The following is a 24,541-nucleotide window of genomic DNA, read 5'->3' as shown; positions in this document are numbered from 1 at the left end:
CGTCCCCCCGCACCAACATCGGTGCGGGGGGACGCCTTTTGGCGCAGGGGGACGACGTGCAGGCGGATGACGGATGTAGCGCCCAGTACCGCGGACGCCTGCTACCGCAGGGTTCGGTCATGCCGGGCAGTCGTCCACAGCTGCGCCGGTGGTCCACAGCTCGCCGGCACGGCTTCCCGACCGGCACCTTCCCGCGGCACGGTGACGCCGTGATCATGAGCCTCACCCGCGCGATGAGTCGCCACGCCGGCGTCTTCGCGACCTCTGATGCCCTGGCCGCCGGCGTCCACCCGAAGGCCATCGGACCTCTCCTGCGCTCCGGCGAGTGGCGCCGCATCCGGTTCGGCGTCTACACGACCGCTGACGTGTGGCACGAGCACGAGGCCATGGGGCGGGCGCACCGCCTCGAGTGCGCGGCCGTGCTCCGCCGCCTCGACCGGTCCGGCGCCGCGGTCAGCCACGGCTCGGCCGCCCGGTTGCACGGGCTCGTCCTGCCCCGTTCCCCCGAGACCGACGTGCGACTGACCGACCCCGAGCAGTTCCGCACCGGCCGTGGCTACCGGATCAGCGAAGCGGCGCTCCCTCTCGGTGACGTCGTCATCCAGGACGGCGTCTCCCTTACCACGGTCCCTCGCACGCTCGCGGACGTCGGCCGGGAATGGGCTCTCCCCGACACGGTCGTGGCCGTCGATGACGCGTTGGCCGATGGGCGGACGACGCTGGACGAACTGCGCGCGGCCGCCCTCGCCCAGACGCACTGGGTCGGCTGCGGTCGCGCCGCCCGTGCCTTCTCGCTGGCTCGCGTCGGCGCACACTCTCCACACGAGACGCTGACCCGCCTGGCTCTGCTCGATGCCGGCCTGCCCGAGCCGCTTCTGCAGCAGGCGGTCCGCGTCGGGTCCCGGCTGATCGCCGTACTCGACATGTACTGGCCCGAACACGGGGTCTTCGCCGAGTGCGACGGCAGGGTCAAGTACACCGACCCCTGGCGAAACCGGACGCCCGCTCAGGTGCTCTGGGACGAGAAGCGCCGTCAGGACGATCTGCTCGACCTCGACCTGCGGGGAGTGCGGATCGCGCCCGAGGACCTGGACGGCCGACTCGACGGCAAGGTCACACGGCTGCGCGCCTTGTTGAGCGGTGGCCGGCCCGGGGCACCCCGCTACCGCACGGAGCTGTGGAACGGCGGTCTCCGGGTGACGCCCCGGTGGTCCGCCGCCTGACAGCGTTGTACCCGATCCCCCTGCACCGAAGGGCGTCCCCCTGCACCAACGTCGGTGCAGGCGGACGCCCTTCGATCAGGGAACCTGATCGAAGCCCCGACCCGGGGTCAGCCCGCCAGGGCGTCCATCGCCATCTGGGCGTAGAGGGCGACGCCGGCGGGCAGCGCGTCCTCGTCGAAGACCACCAGGTTCGAGTGGTTGCCCGGGGCGGTGGCCGGGTCGAGGTCGGGCGGGCAGGCGCCGAGGAAGGCCATCGCGCCCGGCACCCGCTCCAGCACGTAGGAGAAGTCCTCCGCACCCATCAGCGGCCACTCCATGACGGCGCTGGCGTCCTCGCCCAGCATCGCGGCGGCCGCGGCGGTGACCTGCGCGGCGACCCCGGCGTCGTTGACGGTGACCGGGTAGCCCTCGACCCGCTCGAACTCCCCGCGCAGCTCGTGCGCGGCGGCGACGTGCTCGCCCACCCGCTGCACCGACGCCACCATGTCGGCCCGGCGCTCGGCGGACAGGGTGCGGATCGTGCCGTGCACCAGTGCGGTCTCCGGGATGATGTTGTCGGTGCGGCCGGCCTCCAGGTGGCCGACGGTGACGACGGCGGGGTCGAAGACGTCGGCGCGGCGGGTGACCATCGACTGCAGCGCCAGGATGATCTCCGCGGCGACCGGCACCGGGTCGGCGGCCAGGTGCGGGGTGGAGGCGTGCCCGCCGCGGCCGTGCACGGTGATCCGGAACTGGTCGGCCGAGGCCATCATCGGGCCGGGCCGGACGTTGATCGTCCCGGTCGGGAACACCGTGGAGATGTGCAGCGCGAAGGCGCCGCTCACCGGCGCCTCGGGGACGGCGTCCAGCAGCCCCTCCTCGAGCATGAACCGGGCGCCGTGGAACCCCTCCTCCCCCGGCTGCAGCATGAACACGACCTGCCCGGCGAGCTGATCGCGGCGCGCGGCGAGCAGCCGGGCCGCGCCCAGCAGCATCGCGACGTGGGTGTCGTGACCGCAGGCGTGCATCACCCCGGGCACCTCGGAGGCGAAGGGCAGCCCGGTGTCCTCCTGCACCGGCAGCGCGTCCATGTCGGCGCGCAGCAGGTAGGTCGGCCCGGGCCGGGCGCCGCGGAGCACGCCGACCACCGAGCTGGTGGTGGTGCCGGTGGTCAGCTCGACCGGCAGGCCGGCGAAGGCCTCGACGACGGCGGCCTGCGTCTCCGGCAGGTGCAGGCCGATCTCCGGACGGCGGTGCAGCCGGCGGCGCAGGTCCAGGGTGCGGTCGGCGTCGGCGCGGGCGGCGGAGAGGAGTTCGGACATGGGGGCCAGTCTGTAGCAACGCTCAGGATCGCGGCAGGGTCAGTCGGCCCAGGCGGGCCGGGCGGTGTCCAGCTGCCAGACCAGGACGACGCCGTCGCCGGGCACCGGGCCCTCCCCCACGGTCGCCGTCACCCGGTCGTCGCCGGCGACCAGGCGCAGCCCCGGCGGCACGTCGGGCCCCGCCGTCCCGAGCCACAGCCGGGCGTCGGCGCGGCCGAGGTCGACCCAGCCGGTGGGCCGCAGCAGCACGTCGTGCGCCGGCTCGCCCCCGGGTGCGGCGGCCCGCAGGTAGGTCTGGACGACGTGCGCGCCGTCGGCGCCGGCGATCTCGTCGTGCTCCAGCCCGCGCCCGGCCCGCAGCACCGCGACGTCACCCGGTCCGGCCACCGCCTCCCGGCCCCAGGCGTGCCGCACCGAGCCGCGGAGCACCACCGCGACCACGTCGACGTCCCGGTGGGGGTGCCGGCCGTAGCCCGCTCCCCCGCCCAGCCGGTCGTCCGCCACCCGCAGCAGCGGGCCCAGCGACCCGTCCGCGGGGTCCAGCAGCACCCGTGACTCCAGCCCCGCTCCCGGTGTGTGCACGGCTCCAGGGTCCCCGACCGCAGCCGCCGTGACACCCTTGCCGCCGTGGAGGACACCCCGACGGCGGACACCACGGCGGCGCGACCGGCCCGGGTGCGCCCGTCGGAGGCGACGCTGCGCCGGCTGGAGCGCGCCTCCGGGTCGCTGGCCACCCAGGCGGTGGCCCGGATGGACGAGGAGCTCTCCTGGTTCCGGGCGATGCCGGCCGACCAGCGCTCCTGGGTCACGCTGGTCGCCCAGGCGGGCATCGCCTCGCTGGTCGAGTGGTGCCGCAACCCCGGCCGACCGCCCCGGCTGACCGGCGAGGTGTTCGGCGCCGCGCCCCGGGAGCTGGCCCGCGCGGTGCCGCTCAAGCAGACCGTCGACCTGATCAAGGTGACCGTCGAGGTGGTCGAGGCCCGGGTGACCCAGGTCGCCGAGCCCGGCGAGGCCGAGCCGCTGCGGCTGGCCGTGCTGCAGTTCAGCCGCGAGGTCGCCTTCGCCACCGCGCACGTCTACGCCAGCTTCGCCGAGAACCGGGGCGCCTGGGACGCGCGGCTGGAGGCGCTCGTCGTCGACGCCCTCGTCCGCGGCGACCGGTCCGAGGAGCTGCCCGGCCGGGCCGCGGCGCTGGGCTGGGCCACCACCGGCCCGGTTCTCGTGCTCGTCGGCGCCGCCCCCTCGGCCGAGCGGGACTCCCGCGCCGGCGTGCGCCGCGCGGCCCGCTCGCTGCGCAGCGAGGTGCTCGTCGGGGTGCACGCGGACAAGCTCGTCGTGGTGCTGGGCGGTGTCGACGGGCTGGGCGCCGTCGCCGAGCGGGTGTGCCGGGAGTTCGGCCCCGGCCCGATCGTCGTCGGACCCCAGGTCGACTCGCTGGCCCGGGCCGCCGAGTCCGCGGCGGCGGCCCTCGCCGGGCTGCGCGCCGCGGCCGCCTGGCCCGACGCGCCCCGCCCGGTGGACGCCGAGGCGCTGCTGCCCGAGCGCGCCCTCGACGGTGACCCGGTGGCCCGGACCGAGCTGGCCGAGCGGGTGGCCCGCCCGCTGGAGGCCGCCGGCGGGGAGGTGCTGGACACCGTGCGGGCGGTGCTCGCACACGGGGGCAACCTGGAGGGGACGGCGCGGGCGCTGTTCGTGCACCCCAACACCGTCCGGTACCGGCTCAAGCGGGCCACCGAGCTGACCGGGTGCTCGATCACCGACCCGCGCGGGGCCTGGACCCTGCAGCTGGCGCTGGCGCTCACCCGCCTCGAGGGCTCCCGGTCGCTCTGGCACTGATCCAGCCGGTCATCGTGGCCCCTCCCACCCGAACGCGTCACCGGGGGCGGTCAGGAGACGGTCTTTTGGAGGGTTCCTCCAAAGACCGACCGCTGTAATTCGTGGGACTTCCGGCTCCGCATCGGCCCGGCAACTGCCAGGGTTGTCACGTGCTGGCCGTTCTCGCCCCCGGACAGGGTGCCCAGAAGCCCGGGATGCTCACCGACTGGCTCGACCTCCCCGGCGCGGAGTCCTTCTTCCGCTGGGCCGGGGCGATCGCCGACGCCGACCTCCTGGAGCTCGGCACCACAGGTGACGCCGAGGCGATCAAGGACACCGCGGTCACCCAGCCGCTGGTCGTGGCGATGAGCCTGTTCATCGCCCGCGAGCTCGGCGGGATGCCCGGCCCGGTGGTGCACGCCCCCGCCGCCGGCCGCGACGTCGTCATCACCGGTCACTCGGTGGGCGAGCTGACCGCCGCCGCGCTGGCCGGGGTGCTCTCCGTCGAGGCCGCGATCGCGCTGACCGCGGTGCGCGGCCGGGCGATGGCGCGGTCCTGCGCGCAGACGCCGACCGGGATGTCCGCCGTCCTGGGGGGCGACCCGGAGCAGGTGCTCGCCGCCCTGGAGCAGCACGGCCTGACCCCGGCGAACATGAACGGCGGTGGCCAGGTGGTCGCCGCCGGGTCGCTGGAGGGCCTCGCCGCGCTCAAGGCCGACCCGCCGGAGAAGGCGCGGATCATGCCGCTGTCGGTCGCCGGCGCCTTCCACACCTCGTTCATGGCCAGCGCCCGCGAGGAGCTCGAGGCGCTGGTCGGTGGCCTGCGCCCCGCCGACCCGAGCCGGCTGCTGCTGTCCAACGCCGACGGCGCCGCGGTCGACAGCGGCGCCGAGGTGCTCTCCCGGCTGGTCAGCCAGGTCACCAGCCCGGTGCGGTTCGACGCCTGCCTGGCCACGCTGCGCGACCTCGGCGTCACCGCCGTCCTGGAGCTGCCGCCGGCGGGTGCGCTCGCCGGCCTGGCCAAGCGCGAGTGGAAGGGTGCCGACATCGAGGTGCTGGCGCTCACCAAGCCCGCCGACCTCGACCGCGCGCGGGAGCTCATCGCCGCCGAGCGCGGGCGCGCGGAGGCCGAGCACTCCCCCGACTGGCGGGTCGTGGTCGCCCCCGCCCGCGGCACGGTCGCCCCGGCCGACGTCGCCGAGGGCACGCACCTGCCGGCCGGCACGCCGCTCGGCTGCATCCGCAGCCGCCGCGAGGAGGTCAACGTCTCCGCCGGCTACGACGGCGTGCTCGCCGAGTGGCTGGTGGCCGACGGGGACCTCGTCGACGCCGGCGACCCGATCGCCCGCCTCTACCCGGAGGTGGCCCAGTGAGCAGGACGCCCGAGCGAGCATCGCAGGGAGCGCCAGCGACCGAGGAGCGGAACGAGGGCGGGATGGAACAGAAGACCCGGAGCACGATCAAGCTGCGTCAGGGCGCGCCCGGCGCGCAGATCCTCGGCCTGGGCGGCTACCGGCCCCGGCGCCGGGTGACCAACGCCGAGCTCGAGACGGTGATGGACACCAGCGACGAGTGGATCCAGACCCGCGTCGGCATCGCCGAGCGCCGCTGGGCCTCCGACGACGAGACGCTGGTCGAGATGGCCGTGGCCGCCGGTGGCAAGGCACTGGCCGCCAGCGGGCTCTCCCCCGACCAGGTCGACCTGGTCATCGTGGCCAGCGCGAGCCTGACCGCGCCGATCCCGGGCATCGGCCCGCAGGTCGCCCACCGGCTGGGCGTCACCCGGCCGGGCGCGTTCGACCTCAACGCCGGCTGCGCCGGGTTCTGCTACGCGCTGGGCATGGCGTCGGACGCCATCCGCACCGGCGACGCGCAGCACGTGCTCGTCGTCGGCGTCGAGCGGCTCACCGACGTCACCGACCTCACCGACCGCTCGACCGCGGTGATCTTCGCCGACGGCGCGGGCGCGGCCGTGGTCGGGCCGTCCGAGGAGCCCGGCATCGGCCCGGTGGCCTGGGGCAGCGACGGCGACCAGTACACCGCCATCGAGATCGCCCCCGGCACCTCGACGATGTCGATGGCCGGGCAGGCCGTGTACCGGTGGGCCACCACCAAGCTCACCGCCACCCTCACCGAGGCGATGGAGTCCGCCGGCGTCACCGCCGCCGACATCGACGTGTTCGCCCCGCACCAGGCCAACCTGCGGATCATCGAGTCGATGGCGAAGAAGCTCGGCTTCGGCGAGAAGACGGTCATCGCCCGGGACATCGTGCAGTCGGGCAACACCTCCGCGGCCTCGGTGCCGCTGGCCCTCACCGCGCTCATGGAGTCCGGCGAGGCCAAGAGCGGCGATCTGGCGCTGGTGCTCGGCTACGGCGCCGGCCTCACCGTCGCCGGCCAGGTCGTCCGCCTGCCCTGATAGACCAGACCTGCCGGGGCACCGTCCCGGTCGACGGCGGGGCCACCCGGCTCCGCCACCCACAGCCAGAGAGAGGACCCCGCGTGCCCAGCACCGCAGAGATCCAGGCCGGCCTCGCCGAGATCCTGGAGGAGGTGGCCGGCGTCGCCCCGGCCGACGCCACCCCCGAGAAGTCCTTCACCGAGGACCTCGACGTCGACTCGCTGTCGATGGTGGAGATCGCCACGGCCGTCGAGGACAAGTTCGGCGTGGCCATCCCCGACGACGAGCTCGGCAACATCAAGACCGTCGGGGACGCCATGTCCTACATCGAGAAGAACCAGGCCTGAGCCGAGGCTGATCAGCCTTCGTTCCAGCCGCTCACCCGGGCCGTCCGGCCAGTCAGTCCCAGGAGGAAGTCATGAGCACGCCCACCGCCGACGTCGTCGTCACCGGGCTCGGCGCCACCACGCCCCTCGGTGGTGACGTCGTCTCCACCTGGGAGGCACTGCTGGCCGGCCGGTCCGGGGTGAGCCGGCTGACCGACGAGTGGGCGGCGGACATGCCGGCCCAGCTCGTCGCGCGGCTCGCCGTCGAGCCGTCCGAGCAGCTGGACCGGGTCCGCTCCCGCCGGCTCGACCGCAGCCAGCAGACCGCCGTCATCGCCGCCGAGGAGGCCTGGCGTGATGCCGCCGGCGCCGACTCCGGTGTCGACCCGCTGCGCATCGCCGTCGTCTTCGGCACCGGCATCGGCGGTGCGGTCACCCTGCTCGACCAGGACGACATCCTGGAGGCCAAGGGCCCCAAGCGCGTCTCCCCCTTCACCATCCCGATGCTCATGCCCAACGGCCCCGCGGCCGCGGTCGGCCTGGCCGTCGGCGCCAAGGCCGGCGTGCACGCCCCGGTGAGCGCCTGCGCCTCGGGCGCCGAGGCGATCCGCTGGGGCCTGGACCTGCTCCGGTTCGACCGCGCCGACATGGTCGTCGTCGGCGGCACGGAGGCCTGCGTCCACCCGCTGCCGATGGCCGGCTTCGCCGCGATGCGCGCGATGAGCACCCGCAACGACGAGCCCGAGCGCGCCTCCCGCCCGTTCGACAAGGGCCGCGACGGCTTCGTGCTCGGCGAGGGCGCCGGCGCGCTGGTGCTCGAGCGGGCCGACGCCGCCCGGGCCCGTGGCGCGAAGGTCCACGCCCGCCTCGCCGGCGCCGGCGCCACCGCGGACGGCTACGACCTGGTCGCCCCGCACCCCGAGGGCGAGGGCGCCGGCCGGGCGATCGCCGCCGCGATCCGCGACGCCGGCCTCACCGCCGCCGACATCGGCCACGTCAACGCGCACGCCACGTCGACGCCGATCGGCGACACCGCCGAGGCCTCCGCGATCCGCAACGCCATCGGCGACCACCCGCTGGTCACCGCCACCAAGAGCCAGACCGGGCACCTGCTCGGCGCGGCCGGGGCGCTGGAGTCGGTGTTCACCATCCTGGCGCTGCGCGACCAGCTGGTGCCCGCGACGGCGAACCTCGACGACCCCGACGACGACGCCGCGGTCCAGGCGCTGGACATCGTGCGCCGCGAGCCGCGCAAGGCCTCGTTCACCGCCGCGCTCAACGACTCCTTCGGGTTCGGCGGCCACAACATGGCCCTGGTCTTCACCACGGCTTGATGAGGAGCTGCTCATGACCACCGCCACCCCCGCGCCGCCGGTCGCGACCGTCGACCCCCGCGACCCCGAGGACCGGCTCGCCCGGTTCTTCGACCCGGGCTCGCTGCAGCTGCTGGCCGCCCGCGACACCTCCGGGGTGCTCGCCGGCCGCGGCACCGTCGCCGGGTCCCCGGCGATCGCCTACTGCACCGACGCCACGATCATGGGCGGGGCGATGGGCCTCGACGGCTGCCGGCACATCGTCGACGCCATCGACACCGCGCTGCGCGAGCGGCTGCCCGTCGTCGGCATCTGGCACTCCGGCGGTGCCCGGTTGGCCGAGGGCGTCACCGCACTGCACGCGGTCGGTGAGGTGTTCGCCGCGATGGTGCGCGCCTCCGGGCGGGTCCCGCAGATCTCCGTCGTCCTCGGGGCGGCCGCCGGCGGCGCCGCCTACGGGCCGGCGCTCACCGACCTGGTGATCATGGGTCCGGCCGGGCGGGTGTTCGTGACCGGTCCCGACGTCGTCCGGTCGGTGACCGGCGAGGTCGTCGACCAGGAGCAGCTCGGCGGGCCGGACACCCACGGCCGGCGCTCCGGTGTCGTGCACGTGGTCACCGACACCGAGGCCGAGGCGCTGGAGACCGCCCGGACGGCGGTCGACCTGCTGGCCGCGCAGGGCAGCTTCGCCCCAGCCCAGGACGAGCCGGCCGTCGACCTCGCGGCGCTGCTGCCCGAGCAGCGCAACCGGGCCTACGACGTGAAGCCGCTGGTCGCCGCGTTGCTGGACGGTCCCGGCCTGGAGCTGCACCCGCGGTTCGCGCCGAACATCGTGACCACACTGGGCCGGCTCGCCGGGCGCACCGTCGGGGTGATCGCGAACAACCCGCTGCGGCTGGGTGGCTGCCTGGACTCCGCCTCGGCGGAGAAGGCCGCCCGCTTCGTGCGGATGTGCGACGCCTTCGGGGTGCCGCTGGTGGTGCTGGTCGACGTGCCCGGCTACCTGCCCGGCGTGGGCCAGGAGTGGGACGGCGTCGTCCGCCGGGGCGCCAAGCTGCTGCACGCCTTCGCCGAGGCCGTGGTGCCGCGGGTGACGCTGGTGACCCGCAAGTCCTACGGCGGCGCGTACATCGCCATGAACGCCCGCTCGCTGGGCGCCAACGCGGTGTTCGCGTGGCCGGGCGCGGAGGTCGCCGTGATGGGCGCCAAGGCCGCGGTCGGCATCCTGCACCGCAAGAAGCTCGCCGCCGCCCCGCCCGGGGAGCGGGAGGCGCTGCACGCGCAGCTCGCCGAGGAGCACGAGCGGATCGCCGGCGGGGTGAACCGGGCCCGGGAGATCGGCGTCGTCGACGACGTCGTCGAGCCGGCCCAGACAAAGCGCCGGCTGGTGGCCGCGCTGGCGGAGACCCCGGCCGGCCGGGGCGCGCACGGCAACATCCCGCTCTGACGAACGACGACGGCCCGGCACCCCGCTGAGAGGGTGCCGGGCCGTCGTCGTCCGGTGGGTTCGATCAGGTCACCTGATCAAAGGGCGTCCCCCTGCACCGACATCGGTGCAGGGGGACGCCCTGTGGTGCGGGAGGAGGGGCGCTGGTGCGCCCCAGGGACGGCGGCGGTCGAGTCAGGACGCCGCCCGTTGCTCACACGACCTGGTGCAGCCAGGTGACCGGCGCGGCGTCGCCGGCGTAGCGGTAGGGCTCCAGGTCGGTGTCCCAGGCGGCACCGAGCAGCGTGTCGACGCCGTGCCGGAAGGCCTCGACCGAGGTGGCGGTGGCGGCGAGGTGCCGCAGCTGCTGCTCGGTGATGACGAGGTCGCCGTTGGCGCTGACCGGCGCGCGGTGCACCCCGTGCCCGGGCACGTAGGACATGCGCTCGCCGTCGTTGCCGTGGCTGGCCTCCTCGGTCACCTCGAAGCGCAGCATCGGCCACTGCTTGAGGGCAGCGACGAGCTTGGCCCCGGTGCCGGGGGCGCCCGTCCAGGCGATCTCGGCACGGTAGGAGCCGTGCGCCACGGGCTGGTCGGCCCACGTCAAAGACACCGGCGCGCCGACGACGCGCTCGAGCGCCCATTCGACGTGCTGGCACAACGCCTTCGGGCACGCGTGCACGAAGACGACACCCTGGGTTGACCGTCGCTGCACGGCGCACCTCCATCGACTCGACTGGTTCGTCTTCCCCAACGGACCTGTCGTGTTCGGTGGCGCTGCGTTCGCACTGCGGCGGCTCCAGGAGCAACCGGCCGCCAGTCTGCCCGACCGATCATGCAGCGCGCCAGTGCCATCTGTGACGAGCGAGACGCCTGGGGTGCGATGTGTCCAGTGGGACGAGTGAGGCGCGCGTCGACCACGGCTTTTACCGCGAGAAGTGGACGATACGGGCAGTAAATGTCCATCTCACTGAGTGGACGCCCGGCGGGCTCGACGCCCCTCGCCGGTCGACGCCCAGTCTGCAGGTCAGTCGGCCCGCGGCGCCAGAGGCGGGGCCGCGGCACGCCGGTCCAGCCAGGTCTGCAGCCCGAGGGCACCGGCGACGACGAGGCCGGCGCCGAGCGCGAGGGCAACCATCGCCAGGCCGCCGTCGTCCGGGCTCAACAGGGTGCGGTCCTCGGTCTGCCAGGGCCACAGCGCACGGAGCGAGCCGACCATGAGGCCGGTCATCAGCGCGAGCGTGAGCGCGCGGTGGCTGCGGAGGGCCGCCTGCAACGCCTTGACGAACAGCCCCAGCCCGAGGGCCGCGCCCAGGGCGAAGGCACCCACGTAGGCGAGGTCGCGGGAGTTGACGGCGGCGAGCGTGGGCCCGTAGAGGCCCAGGGTGAGCAGGATGAACGACCCGGAGATGCCGGGCAGCACGAGGGCGCAGATCGCGATGGCGGCAGCGAGCACGACCACGGGCAGGGGTGGGTTCGCCTCGCCACCGGGCGGCAGGCCGGTGAGCAGGAAGGCGCCGACCGCCGCCAGCACCGCGACGACGACGTCCCGGGCCGACCAGCGGCCGACCATCCGCGCCGGGGCGGCGATGGAGAACAGCACCATGCCGAAGAAGACCGCCCGGGCGCCGACCGGGTGGTCCTCGATGAGCGGTTCGAGCACCCGGGCACCGGCCAGGACGGCGACGGCCATCCCGGCCAGCAGCGGCAGGATGGTCCACCAGTGCGCGCGGCCGATCTCCGCGCGCGCCTCGGCGAACCGCCCGGTGACGGCGTGCCGCAGTGCGGTGACGACGTGCCCCGCCCCGTCGATGAGCCGCTCGTACACCCCCAGTACCAGCGCGACGGTGCCGCCGCTCACCCCGGGCACCACCTCTGCGGCACCCATCGCCAGGCCGCGGACGACGTGGCCGGGCGAGGTGCGGAGCCCCCCGTCGGCGACGGGGACGGTCGGACTGCCTGACTGCTCGGTACGCACCCGTTCCAAGGTAGTGGTGCGCGATCGGCGCGCGGCCGCGCCACACGTCTGGGACGCTGCGGCGATGAACCGGCCGGCGGTGGCGATGGTGTGCCTCGGGTTGCTGCTGACCGCGTGCGGCGACGGCGACCCGGAGACGTCCGAGGCCGCCCCCAGCACCGGCCCGGCGGTGGAGTTCGTGAGCCGGCCCGACCTGGTCGCGCCCGACCTGGAGGTCGACCAGCGCGGCCCCGCCCGCTCCCCCGACGGGTCGCTGCTGTTCCTGGGGCCCAAGAGCGAGGGGGCGCCGCTCACCGGGGTCCTGATCGTCGACGACGCCGGGGACCCGGTCTGGATCCACCCCACGGAGAGCCGCGCCTACGACGTCCGGGTGCAGGAGCTGGACGGCGAGCCGGTGCTCACCTGGTGGCGCGGGGAGAGCCCCACCGTGGGCCTGGGAGCCGGGGAGTTCGTGCTGGTCGACGAGTCCTACTCCGAGATCGGCACGGTCACCACCGGCGCCCCGCTCGAACCCGGCCAGGCCGACATCCACGAGGGCCGGTTGACCGACCGCGGCACGATGCTGCTGGCCGCGTACGTGAAGCAGGAGCACGACCTCACCTCCGTGGGCGGCTCCGAGGACGGCTGGGTCTGGGACGGCGTCGTGCAGGAGGTCGACGTCGACACCGGTGAGGTGCTGCTGCACTGGAGCGCCCTGGAGCACGTGCCGCTGGAGGAGACCAGGAGCGAGCTGCCCGAGGACGGCGGCACCGAGGAGGAGCCGTTCGACTGGTTCCACGTCAACTCGGTCGCCGAGGACGCCGACGGGTCGCTGCTGGTGTCGGCGCGGAACACCTGGGCGGTCTACGACGTCGACCGGGCGACCGGGGAGGTCGCGTGGACGCTCGGCGGGGAGGCCAGCGACTTCGCGCTCGGGGACGGCGTCGAGTTCGCCTGGCAGCACGACGCCGAGCGCCAGCCCGACGGCACGCTCACCCTCTTCGACAACCAGTCCGAGCCCGACGTCGGCCCGACGTCCCGGGGGCTGCGGCTGGCCCTCGACGAGCAGGCGATGACGGCCGCGGTGGTGACCGAGTACCTGCCGCCCGACCCGGACCGGCTGGCCGGCAGCCAGGGCAGCTTCCAGCAGCTGCCCGACGGGACCGTGCTCATCGGCTGGGGGTCGCGGCCGTTCTACTCGGAGTTCGCCGACGACGGCACGCTGCTGACCGACGTCGCGCTCGGCTCGGGTGACAACTACCGGGCCTACCGCGATCGGTGGACCGGGCGGCCGGAGACCGACCCGGATGCGGTGCTGGCGGACGGCCGGGTGCACGTGAGCTGGAACGGCGCGACCGAGGTGGCCGCCTGGCGCGTCGTGACCGGGGAGGACGAGGAGAGCGCGGTGGCCGGCGACCCGGTGCCGCGCACCGGCTTCGAGACGGCCGTCCCACTGGACGGCGACCCGGCGTACGTGGCGGTGGAGGCGCTGGACGCCGACGGCGGCGTGCTGGGCAGCACCGTGCTGGGCGACTGAGCGCGACCGCTAGCGTGAACGACCTGGGGCGGTAGCTCAGCCGGTCAGAGCATGGGACTCATAATCCCTGGGTCGTGGGTTCGAGCCCCACCCGCCCCACCGCATCGGCACACCCCTTGGGGTGGCCCCGGGGAGCACCTACCGAGAACGCCAGGTTCCGCATGTACTGTCGATTCCGCCTCCGCCGGTTACCCCCGTGGCCGGCGGGGGCCCCATCGCCTGGCGAACGGAACCGTCGGTGGGAGCAGGCAGGCTGTCGGGCATGGTCGCCTTCTTCGTCCCCCGCGCCGCCGACGCCGAGCAGGCCGAACGGCTGTACGACGCGCTGGCCGAGTTCGCCGGCGTCGCCGCCGCCCCGGCCGGCGAGCGGGTCCGGGCGATCACCTTCGACCAGGACGACGCCCGGTGGACCGCGCAGGTCGGTGAGGAGCTGAGCGGCGTCCGGACCACACGGCTGCTGCGCCGCGGTGAGGTGCTCGAGCACACCGAGACGCTGACCTCGGCCACCCGGGTGCTGGCGATCTACCCCGGCACGCCGTTCACCGTCGTCACCGATGCCCAGCCGATCACCGGCGCCGCCTCGGAATGGGCCAACCCGTTCACCGCCACCCCGGACGAGGTCACGCCCTTCGACCGGCGATGACCTCACGTCGGGCCGCCGGACCCGCACCCCGGGCCTCGCGGCTGCCCAGCGGCACCCCAGCCAGCGACACCGCGGCCAGCGCCAGCAGGCCGTAGAAGGCGGCGAGCTGCCACCCGATCGGCCAGACCAGCAGGAAGAAGCTGGCCAGGAAGAACAGGTGCAGCGCCAGCAGTACCGCCCACGCCGCCCGGCTCCCCCGCCAGGCGAGCACCGTCAGCAGCAGGTCGACGGCCAGCCAGAACGGCGGGAAGTCCCCGCTCGGGTCGCCGGGCAGCTGCGCCACCAGCAGGGCGGCGGCGTAGAGCCCGACGAACCAGAGGTAGGGCGCACGGAGCGTGGGCACCCGCTCACCCTGGCCCGGCGCACCGCGGAGGGCAAGGGACCGGGCCGTCAGCCGGCCTCGGCCTTCCGCACCAGCTCGATCGCCTCCGCGGCCAGCGCGGCGCCGTCGGTGTAGGTCTCCCGCCAGATGGCGAGCAGGTCGCTCGCCCCGGCCGTCAGCACCGAGCGGGAGAACGCCTCCAGCCCGACCCGGCCGGAGTACCCGGCGTCGATCGCCGCCCGCACCACCGCCTCGACGTCCACCACCCCGCCGGCCAGCGCTCCCCGACCCGACTGCCCCAGCTCCAGGTAGCCGAGCACCGGCGCCGTCTCCTGCACCGCACCCACCATGTCGGTCTCCTCGACCGCCATGTGGAAGGTGTCCAGGTGCACGCGCAGGTGCGATGAGCCGCTGGCGGCCACGAAGTCCCGCGCTTGCGCCGCCGTGTTGATCAGCGCGGTCTCGTAGCGGTTGAGCACCTCGAAGGTCATCGCGACCCCCTGGTCGTGCGCGTGGTCGGCGACGGCGCCGAGCTGGGCCGCCGCCCGTTCGAACGCCCCGGCCGGCGCCGCGGTCGGCGCCCGCCCGAACAGCCCGTAGGAGACCCCGTTCATCTGGTCACCGCCCAGCGCCGCGGTGGCCTCGACCATCCGGCGCAGCGCCTGTGCGCCCCGCTCCTGCTCGACCGGGTCGGCGGAGGAGACGTCGGCACCCGGCGCCTGCCCCGCGATGGTGATCGGGGTGAGCCCGTGGTCGCGGAACACCGCGGCCCACTCCCCCAGCGGCGCGCTGTCCGGGTCGATCGGCGGCAGCACCACCGCGGTGTAGCCCAGGTCGGCCAGCGTGCGCAGCGCCCGGCCCAGCTCCGGCTCGGCCATGTCCGGCACCAGCACGTTGAGGTGGCAGGCGACCTCGATCGGCACGTCGACCCCTCAGAACGTCGGCAGGTCGAGGCGCTGCTTGAACACCGAGTAGCCGTCGTCGACGTGCACCACGGTGCCGTTGATCGCGTTCGCCTCGTCGGAGGCGAGGAACGCCACGACGTCGGCGATCTCGCTGGGCTCGGTCAGCGCGTTGCGCAGCTGCTCGGATGCGAACGTCGTCCGCAGCTCCTCGCTGAACTGGTTGATGATCGGGGTGCCCACCCGCCCGGGCGTGATCGCCACCGCGCGTACGCCGTACTCGGCCAGCTCGTAGGCCGCCGAGCGGGTGAAGGAGATGACCGCGGCCTTCGCCGCGCTGTAGCTGAACGCCAGTTCGGCCGCCTGCTCCCCGTAGATGGAGGAGGTGCTGATGATGACCCCACCGGTGCCCTGCGACTTGAACTGGCGGCCGGCGGCGAGGATGCCGTGGTAGACGCCGTCCTGGTCGACCCGGATCATCGGCGCGTAGTCGACAGCCGGGTCGTGGTCGAGCAGCGCCTTGCCCCCGGCGATGCCGGCGTTGTTGAAGATGACGTCGAGCCTGCCGAAGACGTCGACCGCGCGCTGCACGGCGGCCTCGACGTCGGCGTACACCGACACGTCGGCCTGCGCCGCCGCGACGGACCCGGCCTGGCCGTCGGCCTCGATCTCCGCGACCACCTTCTCCGCGCGCTCGGCGTCGATGTCGACGACGAGCACCTTGGCGCCCTCCCGGACGAACTTCTGCACCGTCGCGAGGCCGATGCCGCTGGCCCCGCCGGTGATCAGGGCGACCTTGCCCTCGAGACGCTTGCCTTCTCCACGCATGGGAACTGCCTTCCGCTGACGTCGATCGTGGACAGCGGTCGGGGACGGGACGGACGCTCCCGCCCCCGACCGCTCGGGGTGGGGCTCAGCCCAACTTGTCCGAGGGCGTGATGGTCGAGGCGTTCTCGTCGTCGACGATGGTGGTGTCCACCGCCTCGTAGTTCTCCGCCGGCAGCTCACCGGTCTCCCGGTAGGTCTCCACCTGCTCGACCACCGTGTCCAGCACCTCCGGCCACGGCTGGTTGGCGGTGGCCACGAACGTGTCGCCGCCCTGGATCTGGGCGATGGCCTCGCTGGTGGCGTCCGAGCCGGTCACCTTCGCCTGCGAACCGGCCTCCGCGATGGCCTGCGACGCGCCCAGCGCCGCGTCGTCCCAGCCGACCCAGACCGCGTCCAGGCCGTCCGGGTTGGCCGTCAGGTAGTCGGTGACCAGGGACAGCGCCTCGGTACGGCCGGTGGCCGGGGACTCGACCTTCTGGACCCCGCCGCCGGCGATGGTCGCCCCCGCTTCCTCCAGGCTCTCCATCGCGAGCTCGGCCCGCATCCGGATGCCGGGGTGCGGGTCGTGGCCGATGACCATCACGTTCTTGCCCTCGAGCCCACCGAGCGACTCCTCGAGCGCCCCCAGCGTGCCGTCGACGATGCCCTGCTGGTCGGTGGTGATGTTGAGCGCGAACGCGTCCGTCGCCTCGGTCGCGCTGTCCATCGCGAAGATGGGCACCTCGGCGTCCCGGGCAGCGGTGACGATCGACCCGATCGAGGCGACGTCGGTGTAGCCGTCCAGGACCACGTCGGTGCCCTGCCCGATGGCGCTCTCCACCTGCGGGTTCATCTTCTGGAAGTCGAAGTCGCCCTGGATCATGGTCAGGTCCCAGCCGAGCTCGTCGGCCTTCTCCTCCACCGCCTTGACCCACCAGGCGCCGATCGGGGTCTGGTTGCCCGAGGTGAAGGCGACCACCCGGAACGAGTCGTCACCGCCCCCGCCACCACCGCCGCCGTCGTCACCGGACGAACAGCCGGCCAGGACCAGGGTCAGGACCGCGACGCTGGCGCCCAGTCCGGTGATTCTGCGCATGGTCTTACTCCTTTGTAGGACGTGCGGGTGTGCCAACCGAGGCCGGCGGGTGCCGGCCGGGTGCGGGGAGTGCGGGGAGTGCGGAGCGGCGGGAGGAGTCCCGGTCACCGCTCCCGGGTGCGGACCGACGAGAGGGTCACGGCGGCGATGATGATCAGCCCGGTGACCACCTGCTGGACGTAGGAGTTCACGCCGAGGATGTTGAGCCCGTTGCTCATCACCCCGATGATCGCGACGCCCACCATCGTCCCGACGATGTTCGCCCGGCCGGACTTGATGACCGTCATCCCCAGGAACACCGCGGCCACCGAGAACAGCAGGTTGTCGCTGCCCTGGACGGCGCTCGCGCTGCCCAGCCGGGCCGCCAGCAGGACCCCGCCGACGGCCGCGATCAGCCCCGCGGCGGCGAAGGCCATCAGCCGGCCCCGCTGGACGTTGATGCCCGAGAGCCGGGACACCTCGACGTTGCCGCCGACGGCGTACCACTTCCGCCCGGTCGTGGTGAACCGCAGCAACGCCCAGAGCAGGACGGCCAGCCCGATGGCGACGAACACCGGCACGGGGATGTTCAGCGCCCGGCCCTGGCCCAGTGAGTTGAACCCGGCCGGGAGGTTGAACAGCGTCGTCCCCTCGGTGACGAGGTAGGCCAGCCCCGTCACCGACGTCATCGTCGCCAGTGTGGCCACGAAGGCGGAGAGGTTGAGGTAGGCGACCAGAGCCCCGTTGGCCAGGCCGATCGCGAGCCCCACGGCGAGCGCGACCAGGATCGCCGCCAGGGTCGGCTGCCCGTCCAGCATCAGCGAGGCGGCCACGGCGCCGGCCAGGCTGGAGGTGGCGGCGACCGAGAGGTCGAAGTCCCCGACGACCATCACCAGGGTCTGCGCCCCGGCGATGATCGCCAGGATGGAGATCTGGTAGAGGATGTTCCGGACGTTGGTGAAGGTCAGGAACACGTCCGGGCGCATCGCGAAGAAGAACACGATCAGCGCCAGCAGGGCGATGGACGTACCGCTCTGCACCAGGGTCTTCCCGATGGACGTGCGCGGCTGGGCCGGGAGGTCCGGAGCCGCCATCGGGCGGTCGTCCCGCGCCGTCACGGCGCGGTCTTCACTCGTCGTCATCAGACCGTCTTCCCGTAGCAGTGGGCGAGCAGGAGTTCCTCGGTGGCGTCCTCGGAGCGGGCCTCGCCCGCGATGTGGCCCTCGTGCATGATCAGCACCCGGTCGCTCATGCCGATCAGTTCCGGCAGCTCGGAGCTGACCGCGATCACGGTCGTGCCCTGGGCGGCGAGGCGGCGGATGAGCCGGTAGATCTCGGCCTTCGTGCCGACGTCGATCCCGCGGGTCGGCTCGTCCATGAGCAGGACGGCCGGGTTGCGGGCCAGCATCTTGGCCAGCACGACCTTCTGCTGGTTGCCGCCGGACAGTTCACCGACCGGCTGGTGGGGGCTGCGCGCCTTGACCTGCAGGTCGGACATGCCGCGTCGGGTGATGTCGGCGATGCGCCCGCCGTTCACCATGCCCAGCGAGCTCACCGCGCCGATGTTGGCCAGCGCCACGTTGTCCTGGATGGACGCGCTGAGGATGACCCCCTGGCTCCGCCGCTCCTCCGGGACCAGCGCGATGCCGGCGTCCAGGGTCTTGGCGACGCCGGCGGAGTGCGGCAGCTGGGTGTCCCCCACCGCGATCGTCCCGGTCTTGTGCTTCTGCGCCCCGGCGAGGATGCGCAGCAGCTCGCTGCGCCCGGACCCGGCGAGGCCACCGATGCCCAGCACCTCACCGCGGTGGGCGGTGAACGAGACGTCCTGGACCCGGCGCCCGGAGAGCCCGCTGACCCGCAGGGCCACCTCCGAGGTCGCCGTCCCGCGTTCCGGGAACAGGTCACCGGGAGAGCGGCCGACCATCGTCGAGATGACCTCGTCGATCGTCGAGTCGGCCACGTCCTTGGTGAGCACGGTCTCGCCGTTGCGCATGATCGTGAGCCGGTCGCAGAGCTCGAAGACCTCCTCGAGCCGGTGCGACACGTAGACGATCGCCACCCCGTCGTCGCGCAGCGAGCGGAGCACCGCGAACAGCTCGGTGATCTCGGTGTCGGTCAGCGAGGCGGTCGGCTCGTCGAGGATCAGGATCCGCGCGTCGTTGGCCAGCGCCCGGGCGAAGGAGACCATCGTCTGCTGCACCGGGGACAGCTCGCCGGCCAGCTGCCGCAGCGGGATCCGCTGGTTGAGCCGGTCCAGCTGCTCCTTCGCCCGCCGGCGCAGGGCCGACCACTGCACGATGCCGCCGCGGCTGGGGAGCCGCTCACCGAGCAGGATGTTCTCGGCCACGCTGATCGAGGGGATGATCGAGAGCTCCTGGTACAACGCGACGATCCCGGCCCGGTTGGCGACCCGCACGTTGGCGAGTTCGATCGGCTCACCGGCGCGCATGATCCTGCCGCCGTCCGGGGCGTGCACCCCGGTGAGCACCTTCACCAGCGTCGACTTGCCGGCGCCGTTCTCGCCCAGCAGCGCGTGGATCTCCCCGGGCCGGACCGAGAACCGGGCGTCGTCGAGGGCGAACACCCCGTCGAAGTGCTTGGAGATGCCGACCGCCTCCAGCGCCGCCGTCGACTCCGCCGCCGCGAACGCGGTGCTCACGACGCACCACCCTCGTCCAGGTCGTGGCTGTCGAGGTCGTGGCTGTCGAGGTCGTTGCACCGGATGAGCACCTTCGGGTGCTCGCCGGACAGGTGCGCGGCGAACGCCTCGACGGCCTGGTCGAAGGGGAACCAGGTGGCGCTCAGCGCGTCGAGGTCCAGCAGCGGCAGCAGCTGCACCGCCCGCGGGAAGGCGTAGGGCGAGACGAAGACGCCGGTGAGGGTGAGCTCCTTGAGGTACAGGGCGTCCGACAGGTTCAGCGGCATCTCGAAGTCGTGCGGGTACATGGCCCCGTAGACGACGGTGCCGCCCTTGGCCGCGATGTCCAGCAGGCCGCGCACCGCGCGGGTCGAACCGGACGCGTCGATCACCACGTCGTACCCGCGCCCGCCGGTGATCTCGGCCGCGCGGGCCGCCTGGTCCTCCCCGACCGGGTCGATGACGTGCTCGGCGCCGGCGGCCAGCGCCATCTCGCGGCGGGCGGCGATCGGCTCGATCAGCGTGAGCGAGGTGGCGCCGTGCAGCCGCATGACCTGGAGCGCGAGCTGCCCGATCGGGCCACCGCCGCAGACCGCGACCCGGTCACCGACCCGCAGCCGCGTCTTGTCGGCGATCCGGACGGCGACCGACACCGGTTCGAGCAGGCACCCCTGCCGCAGGCTCACCGACTCCGGGAGCCGGTACGCCTGCGACTCGTGCCAGGTGACCGTCTCGGCCATGCCGGGGCGGTTGTAGTCCTGGATGTGCTCGCAGAACTGCTGGCGCCCGTCCCGGCACGGCCCGCAGCTGCCGCAGAAGCGCAGGAAGTTGCCGGCGACCCGGTCGCCCACCCGGATCCCGGTGCGGACGCCGTCCCCCACCGCCTCCACGACGCCGGACAGCTCGTGTCCGAGGCCGATCGGCACGTCGGTGCCGAAGAACCCCTCGGCCAGGTGCGGGTCCGAACCGCAGATCGCCGCGTAGGCGACGCGGATCCGGACGTCCTCCGGCCCGAGCGGCTGGTCGGGCAGCTCGACGATGCCGACCCGGCCGCGCGCCGACTCGTCCGGGTCGCGCAGGCTGCCGATCTTGGTGACCGCGACTGTTCTCATCCGTCTCTCCGTTGAGCGCCGATGAAGCGGGGAAGGGGGTCAGGGCTTGGCGGCGATCACGCGGCGGGTGGCGGCCACGGTGGCCGCCAGGCCGTAACCGTGCTTGTCACGCAGCTCCTCGTCGTCGCCGAAGCCGGCGTAGACCTGCGGGATGCCGAGCCGCTCGAACCCGGTGAGGCGGATGCCGCGGTCGGCGACGACGTCGGCGACCCGGCTCGCGAGGCCGCCGTAGGCCAGGTGGTCCTCGAGCACGACGAACCGGCCACCGGTCTCCTCGGCGCACTGGGCGATGAGGTCGGCGTCGATCGGCTTGAGGGTGAACATGTCGACCACCCGCACCGACCGGCCGTCGACGGCGAGGTCCTCGGCGGCCTGCAGCGCCTGGGCCACCGTGGTCCCGTGGGTGAAGATCGTGGCGTCGGTGCCGTCCCGGGCGACGATGCCCTTGCCGATCCGGACGTCGTGCTCGCCCTCGGCGTAGAGCACCTTGTCCTTCTTGCCGACCGCGAGCCGGATGTAGAGGGGGCCCGGCATGGTCATCGACTGGCGGAGCACCTCGCCGACCATCATCGGGTCGCCGATCGAGGTGACCGTCATGTTGGTCAGGGCGCACATCAGCGCGAGGTCCTCGACGGCGTAGTGCGTGGAGCCCCCGTTGCCGACCAGCCCGCCGTGCGTACCGATGATCTTCACCGGCAGGTTCGGGTAGCAGACGTCGGTGCGGATCTGCTCCAGCGCCCGCATGCTCAGGAAGGGCAGCATCCCGGAGACGACCGGGATGTTGCCGTCGTAGGCGAGGCCCGCGGCGATGCCGACGCAGACCTGCTCGGCGAGGCCGACGTCGACGAAGCGGTCGGGGAAGGTCTCCTGGAACTCCACCAGCGTCGCGCCGATGTCCGGGGTCAGCACCCAGAGGTTGTCGTGGGTCTTCCCCAGCTCCGCCAGGGTCGACCCGATCACCGACCGGGCCGACAGCATCTCGCCGAACGTGAACGTGACCGGCATCAGACCGACTCCTTCTCCCGGGATGCCTCGAGGGCGGCCAGCGCCCGCTCGAGGTCGGCGGCGCCGAGCGAGCCGGCGTGCCAGGCGAGGTTGCGCTCCATGAAGTCGACGCCCTTGCCCTTGACCGTCTCGCAGATGACGACGGTCGGGCGGTCGCTGTCGGTGGCCGGCAGCGCGTCGATCGCGGCCACCAGCGAGGCCATGTCGTGGCCGTCGATCTCCACGACGTCCCAGCCGAAGGCCCGCCACTTGTCCGGGTAGGGCTCGAAGGCGATCCGCTCCTCCGCGTGGCTGGTCATCAGCTGGCGGTTGCGGTCGACGAAGGCGACCAGGTTGCCGAGGTGGTTGCTGCGGGCGGCCATCGCGGCCTCCCACACCGAGCCCTCACCGGTCTCGCCGTCGCCGAGCAGGCAGACCACCCGGTGCGACTCACCGCGGTGCCGGGCGGACAGCGCCATGCCGACCGCGAGCGGGAGGCCGTGGCCGAGCGAGCCGGTGGACGCCTCCACGCCGGGCAGCTGCACCTTGCACGGGTGCATCCCGTAGGCGCTGTCGAGCTTCCCGTAGGTCTCGACGATCCCGTCGTAGGAGAAGAAGCCGCGCATGGACATCGCGATGTACATGCAGACGGCGGCGTGGCCCTTGCTCAGCAGGAAGCGGTCCCGCCGGGGGTTGCTGATGTCGTCGGGGTCGACCCGCAGCCCGTAGTGGAACAGCGCGGTGAAGATGTCCGCCGCGGAGAGGTCCCCGCCGATGTGCACCGCACCCTCGTACGTGCCGCACAGGTGCAGCAGCTTGGACCGCAGCTCGAAGGCCAGGTCCTCCAGCTCCGGCACCGAGGGTCGCTCACCCTCCAGCCGGCCAACGTCGTCACTCATCCTCGGGAACTCCTCGTCGATGACGGTCAGGTGCGGGTGCTGGCGGCTGCGCCCGGACTGCCGGGTGCGCCAGCTGCGCCCTGTTATGTGAGCTGCGTCACAGTTGCAGTGGATGGTTCACATGTCAACACTGTGTGCGCCGCCACACTAACCAGCTATGGTTCACATGTAAACAGCTCGCCCCGCCGGAGTGCGGGACACACGACGGGCCGGCGCTCCCGACGTCCGGCCCGGGGGCGTCGGTCCTGGCGCCCGACCAGCAACGGACACACAGAGAGGTGGAGATCCGCATGACGGTCACATCCAGCACGACGGCTCCGGTGACGACGGGGCTCTACATCGGCGGACAGGAGCGCAGCACCAGCGACGTGCTCGACGTCGTCGACCCGGCCCGGCCCGGCGTCGTCGTCGGCCACGCGGCGGCGGCGTCCGAGGAGGACGTGGCGGACGCCGTCGCCGCGGCGAAGGCGGCGTACCCGGCCTGGTCGGCGCTGTCGGCCACGGAGCGCGCGGCCCGGATGGCCGCGGCCATCGCGGGGATCGCCGACGAGCGCGACGAGGACGCCCGGGTGCTCTCCCTGGAGAACGGCAAGATCGTGCACGAGGCGTGGGTCGACGCGCTGGTCTTCGAGATCCGCTGGCAGCTCGCCCTCTCCCTCGCCGAGGAGGTGGACGCGACCAAGGTGCTGCCGCCCGCCCCCGGCATCCCGGTGCAGACGACCGTCGCCTACCAGCCGATCGGCGTGGTGACCGTGATCGTCCCGTTCAACTGGCCGATCGCGATCCTCGCGGCGGCACTGCCCCACGCCCTGCTCGCGGGGAACACCGCCATCGTCAAGCCGCCGCCCTCGACCCCGCTGGCCACCACCCGCCTGGTGCAGCGCGTGGCGGAGAAGCTGCCACCGGGCGTGCTCAACGTGGTCACCGGCCGGGACGGCGAGATGGCCGGCCTGATCGACAACCCCGACATCGCCAAGGTCTGCTTCACCGGGAGCGTCAACGGCGGCAAGCGGATCATGGAGATGGCCTCCCGCAGCCTCACCCGGGTCACCCTGGAGCTTGGCGGCAACGACCCGGCGATCATCCGGGCCGACGCCGTCCTCGACGACGACCACCTGGACCGGCTGTTCGGGGCCGTGTACGACACCACGGGCCAGATCTGCATGAACGCCAAGCGGCTGTACGTGCACCGGTCCCGGATGGACGAGCTCGTCGCCGGGCTCACCGCCCGCCTGGAGAAGGTCGTGCTCGGTCACGGCCTGGCCGAGGGCACCACGATGGGCCCGCTGCACCAGCCGGCGCAGAAGGCCTTCGTCGCCGAGATCATCGAGGAGGCCAAGGCCGCCGGGGCGACGGTGCTGGAGTTCGGCGAGCTGCCGGGCGGCGAGTTCGCCGAGGGCAACTTCCTCCGCCCGGCCGTCGTCGTGGACCCCGACCCCTCGCTGCGGGTGGTCACCCAGGAGCAGTTCGGCCCGGTCATCCCGGTCATCCCCTTCGACGACGACGCCGAGGCCGTGCGCCAGGCGAACGACACCTGGGCCGGGCTGTGCGCCTCGGTGTGGACCGCCGACGACGACGCGGCCGACCGGCTGGGCTCCCAGCTGGAGTGCGGCTACGTCTGGGTCAACGACCACGGCGCGGCGCGGCTGGACCTGCGGGCCCCCTTCGGCGGCATGAAGGCCTCGGGCATGGGCCGCGAGCAGGGCATCGAGGGGGTCCGGGCGTTCCAGGACACCCGCTCGATCGCCCACGCGGCCAACGAGACGCAGCAGGCCGGGGCCGCGCACTGACCCGCGGTGCCGGGGCGCACAGCGCGCCCCGGCACCGTGCCGTGACTAGGCTTTTCCGGACAGGCAGAAG

23 protein-coding genes and 1 tRNA gene are annotated in these 24,541 nt (G+C 73.4%); 11 read left to right on the top strand and 13 right to left on the bottom strand.

From position 1 onward, the window contains the following. Positions 1-215: 215 nt before the first annotated feature. Positions 216-1,223, top strand: coding sequence for a type IV toxin-antitoxin system AbiEi family antitoxin domain-containing protein (locus tag JD78_RS03640; protein WP_243731112.1), 1,008 nt, complete (start codon positions 216-218; stop codon positions 1,221-1,223). Between the two features lie 107 nt (positions 1,224-1,330). Here JD78_RS03640 and JD78_RS03635 read toward each other — a convergent pair whose 3' ends face one another. Together JD78_RS03635 and JD78_RS03630 are read right to left on the bottom strand one after the other, a co-directional pair. Next, entirely contained in the window at positions 1,331-2,524 is a 1,194-nt protein-coding gene (locus tag JD78_RS03635; RefSeq protein WP_153357333.1) for a M20 metallopeptidase family protein, read from the bottom strand. Positions 2,525-2,563: 39 nt separating this feature from the next. Beyond that, positions 2,564-3,106, bottom strand: a complete 543-nt coding sequence (locus JD78_RS03630) for a pirin family protein (RefSeq protein ID WP_166520966.1) — start codon at positions 3,104-3,106, stop codon at positions 2,564-2,566. Between the two features lie 45 nt (positions 3,107-3,151). On the opposite strand from JD78_RS03630, the gene JD78_RS03625 reads away from it, so the two are divergent. The 6 genes from JD78_RS03625 (at position 3,152) to JD78_RS03600 (ending at position 9,826) form a co-directional block, all read left to right on the top strand. Continuing rightward, a complete protein-coding gene (locus JD78_RS03625) occupies positions 3,152-4,360 on the top strand; it encodes a PucR family transcriptional regulator (RefSeq protein ID WP_194290399.1) in 1,209 nt (402 codons plus the stop codon). 149 nt (positions 4,361-4,509) lie between these two features. Then, positions 4,510-5,712 carry an acyltransferase domain-containing protein gene (locus JD78_RS03620; protein WP_153357336.1) on the top strand — a complete coding sequence of 401 codons (1,203 nt, stop codon included), beginning with the start codon at positions 4,510-4,512 and terminating at the stop codon, positions 5,710-5,712. Positions 5,713-5,774: 62 nt separating this feature from the next. Beyond that, positions 5,775-6,758 (top strand): beta-ketoacyl-ACP synthase III, encoded by a 984-nt coding sequence (locus JD78_RS03615; protein ID WP_153357338.1) that lies wholly within the window; start codon positions 5,775-5,777, stop codon positions 6,756-6,758. 83 nt (positions 6,759-6,841) lie between these two features. Next, a complete protein-coding gene (locus JD78_RS03610; RefSeq protein WP_153357341.1) occupies positions 6,842-7,087 on the top strand; it encodes an acyl carrier protein in 246 nt (81 codons plus the stop codon). A 71-nt stretch (positions 7,088-7,158) separates the two neighbouring features. Then, the gene (locus tag JD78_RS03605) at positions 7,159-8,400 is read left to right on the top strand and encodes a beta-ketoacyl-[acyl-carrier-protein] synthase family protein (protein ID WP_153357344.1); all 1,242 of its coding nucleotides are present in this window, start codon (positions 7,159-7,161) and stop codon (positions 8,398-8,400) included. A gap of 13 nt (positions 8,401-8,413) precedes the next feature. Then, a complete protein-coding gene (locus tag JD78_RS03600) occupies positions 8,414-9,826 on the top strand; it encodes an acyl-CoA carboxylase subunit beta (RefSeq protein WP_153357347.1) in 1,413 nt (470 codons plus the stop codon). 193 nt (positions 9,827-10,019) lie between these two features. On the opposite strand, the gene JD78_RS03595 is transcribed toward JD78_RS03600, so the two are convergent. Together JD78_RS03595 and JD78_RS03590 are read right to left on the bottom strand one after the other, a co-directional pair. After that, positions 10,020-10,520 (bottom strand): DUF3145 domain-containing protein, encoded by a 501-nt coding sequence (locus JD78_RS03595; protein ID WP_153357350.1) that lies wholly within the window; start codon positions 10,518-10,520, stop codon positions 10,020-10,022. A gap of 312 nt (positions 10,521-10,832) precedes the next feature. Further along, positions 10,833-11,783, bottom strand: coding sequence for a DUF368 domain-containing protein (locus JD78_RS03590; RefSeq protein WP_208103979.1), 951 nt, complete (start codon positions 11,781-11,783; stop codon positions 10,833-10,835). 64 nt (positions 11,784-11,847) lie between these two features. On the opposite strand from JD78_RS03590, the gene JD78_RS03585 reads away from it, so the two are divergent. The 3 genes from JD78_RS03585 to JD78_RS03575 all read left to right on the top strand — a co-directional run bounded on the left by JD78_RS03585 (position 11,848) and on the right by JD78_RS03575 (position 13,942). Continuing rightward, on the top strand, positions 11,848-13,299 hold the full coding sequence (locus JD78_RS03585) for an arylsulfotransferase family protein (RefSeq protein WP_166520965.1): 1,452 nt from the start codon (positions 11,848-11,850) through the stop codon (positions 13,297-13,299). A gap of 25 nt (positions 13,300-13,324) precedes the next feature. Continuing rightward, positions 13,325-13,398, top strand: a tRNA-Ile gene (locus tag JD78_RS03580). 163 nt (positions 13,399-13,561) lie between these two features. After that, complete coding sequence (locus JD78_RS03575) at positions 13,562-13,942, top strand: hypothetical protein (RefSeq protein WP_153357358.1); 381 nt, start codon at positions 13,562-13,564, stop codon at positions 13,940-13,942. Here JD78_RS03575 and JD78_RS03570 read toward each other — a convergent pair. The 9 genes from JD78_RS03570 to JD78_RS03530 all read right to left on the bottom strand — a co-directional run bounded on the left by JD78_RS03570 (position 13,920) and on the right by JD78_RS03530 (position 22,681). Continuing rightward, on the bottom strand, positions 13,920-14,285 hold the full coding sequence (locus JD78_RS03570) for a hypothetical protein (RefSeq protein WP_153357360.1): 366 nt from the start codon (positions 14,283-14,285) through the stop codon (positions 13,920-13,922). The genes JD78_RS03575 and JD78_RS03570 overlap by 23 nt on opposite strands. A 47-nt stretch (positions 14,286-14,332) precedes the next feature. Further along, positions 14,333-15,187, bottom strand: coding sequence for a sugar phosphate isomerase/epimerase family protein (locus JD78_RS03565; RefSeq protein ID WP_153357363.1), 855 nt, complete (start codon positions 15,185-15,187; stop codon positions 14,333-14,335). A 9-nt stretch (positions 15,188-15,196) separates the two neighbouring features. Then, positions 15,197-15,994, bottom strand: a complete 798-nt coding sequence (locus JD78_RS03560; protein ID WP_153357366.1) for an SDR family NAD(P)-dependent oxidoreductase — start codon at positions 15,992-15,994, stop codon at positions 15,197-15,199. Positions 15,995-16,079: 85 nt separating this feature from the next. Continuing rightward, a complete protein-coding gene (locus tag JD78_RS03555) occupies positions 16,080-17,069 on the bottom strand; it encodes a sugar ABC transporter substrate-binding protein (protein WP_153357369.1) in 990 nt (329 codons plus the stop codon). Between the two features lie 104 nt (positions 17,070-17,173). Further along, on the bottom strand, positions 17,174-18,190 hold the full coding sequence (locus JD78_RS03550; protein ID WP_228394947.1) for an ABC transporter permease: 1,017 nt from the start codon (positions 18,188-18,190) through the stop codon (positions 17,174-17,176). Next, complete coding sequence (locus tag JD78_RS03545; protein WP_153357372.1) at positions 18,190-19,707, bottom strand: sugar ABC transporter ATP-binding protein; 1,518 nt, start codon at positions 19,705-19,707, stop codon at positions 18,190-18,192. Before JD78_RS03545 ends, JD78_RS03550 begins: the two co-directional genes overlap by 1 nt. After that, positions 19,704-20,798 (bottom strand): zinc-dependent alcohol dehydrogenase, encoded by a 1,095-nt coding sequence (locus JD78_RS03540; protein WP_166520964.1) that lies wholly within the window; start codon positions 20,796-20,798, stop codon positions 19,704-19,706. The genes JD78_RS03545 and JD78_RS03540 overlap by 4 nt, the downstream gene beginning before the upstream one ends. Before the next feature lie 39 nt (positions 20,799-20,837). Further along, positions 20,838-21,803 (bottom strand): transketolase family protein, encoded by a 966-nt coding sequence (locus JD78_RS03535; RefSeq protein ID WP_153357375.1) that lies wholly within the window; start codon positions 21,801-21,803, stop codon positions 20,838-20,840. Then, positions 21,803-22,681, bottom strand: a complete 879-nt coding sequence (locus JD78_RS03530) for a transketolase (protein ID WP_153357378.1) — start codon at positions 22,679-22,681, stop codon at positions 21,803-21,805. The genes JD78_RS03535 and JD78_RS03530 overlap by 1 nt, the downstream gene beginning before the upstream one ends. A 290-nt stretch (positions 22,682-22,971) precedes the next feature. Here JD78_RS03530 and JD78_RS03525 point away from each other — a divergent pair, with 290 nt between their 5' ends. After that, on the top strand, positions 22,972-24,471 hold the full coding sequence (locus JD78_RS03525; protein ID WP_153357380.1) for an aldehyde dehydrogenase family protein: 1,500 nt from the start codon (positions 22,972-22,974) through the stop codon (positions 24,469-24,471). Positions 24,472-24,541 lie beyond the last annotated feature (70 nt).

It is taken from the genome of Modestobacter roseus, assembly GCF_007994135.1.
In the GTDB taxonomy this organism is placed as follows: Bacteria; Actinomycetota; Actinomycetes; order Mycobacteriales; family Geodermatophilaceae; genus Modestobacter; species Modestobacter roseus.
Note: the sequence above shows the minus strand (reverse complement) of the source record. Positions and strands in the feature narration are given on the sequence as shown.

Coding starts and splice junctions, on each gene's coding strand:
- JD78_RS03640 (WP_243731112.1), top strand. CDS start 216: ATGAGCCTCACCCGCGCGATGAGTCGCCACGCCGGCGTCTTCGCGACC.
- JD78_RS03635 (WP_153357333.1), bottom strand. CDS start 2,524: ATGTCCGAACTCCTCTCCGCCGCCCGCGCCGACGCCGACCGCACCCTG.
- JD78_RS03615 (WP_153357338.1), top strand. CDS start 5,775: ATGGAACAGAAGACCCGGAGCACGATCAAGCTGCGTCAGGGCGCGCCC.
- JD78_RS03605 (WP_153357344.1), top strand. CDS start 7,159: ATGAGCACGCCCACCGCCGACGTCGTCGTCACCGGGCTCGGCGCCACC.
- JD78_RS03600 (WP_153357347.1), top strand. CDS start 8,414: ATGACCACCGCCACCCCCGCGCCGCCGGTCGCGACCGTCGACCCCCGC.
- JD78_RS03585 (WP_166520965.1), top strand. CDS start 11,848: ATGAACCGGCCGGCGGTGGCGATGGTGTGCCTCGGGTTGCTGCTGACC.
- JD78_RS03575 (WP_153357358.1), top strand. CDS start 13,562: ATGGTCGCCTTCTTCGTCCCCCGCGCCGCCGACGCCGAGCAGGCCGAA.
- JD78_RS03560 (WP_153357366.1), bottom strand. CDS start 15,994: ATGCGTGGAGAAGGCAAGCGTCTCGAGGGCAAGGTCGCCCTGATCACC.
- JD78_RS03555 (WP_153357369.1), bottom strand. CDS start 17,069: ATGCGCAGAATCACCGGACTGGGCGCCAGCGTCGCGGTCCTGACCCTG.
- JD78_RS03550 (WP_228394947.1), bottom strand. CDS start 18,190: ATGACGACGAGTGAAGACCGCGCCGTGACGGCGCGGGACGACCGCCCG.
- JD78_RS03540 (WP_166520964.1), bottom strand. CDS start 20,798: ATGAGAACAGTCGCGGTCACCAAGATCGGCAGCCTGCGCGACCCGGAC.
- JD78_RS03535 (WP_153357375.1), bottom strand. CDS start 21,803: ATGCCGGTCACGTTCACGTTCGGCGAGATGCTGTCGGCCCGGTCGGTG.
- JD78_RS03530 (WP_153357378.1), bottom strand. CDS start 22,681: ATGAGTGACGACGTTGGCCGGCTGGAGGGTGAGCGACCCTCGGTGCCG.
- JD78_RS03525 (WP_153357380.1), top strand. CDS start 22,972: ATGACGGTCACATCCAGCACGACGGCTCCGGTGACGACGGGGCTCTAC.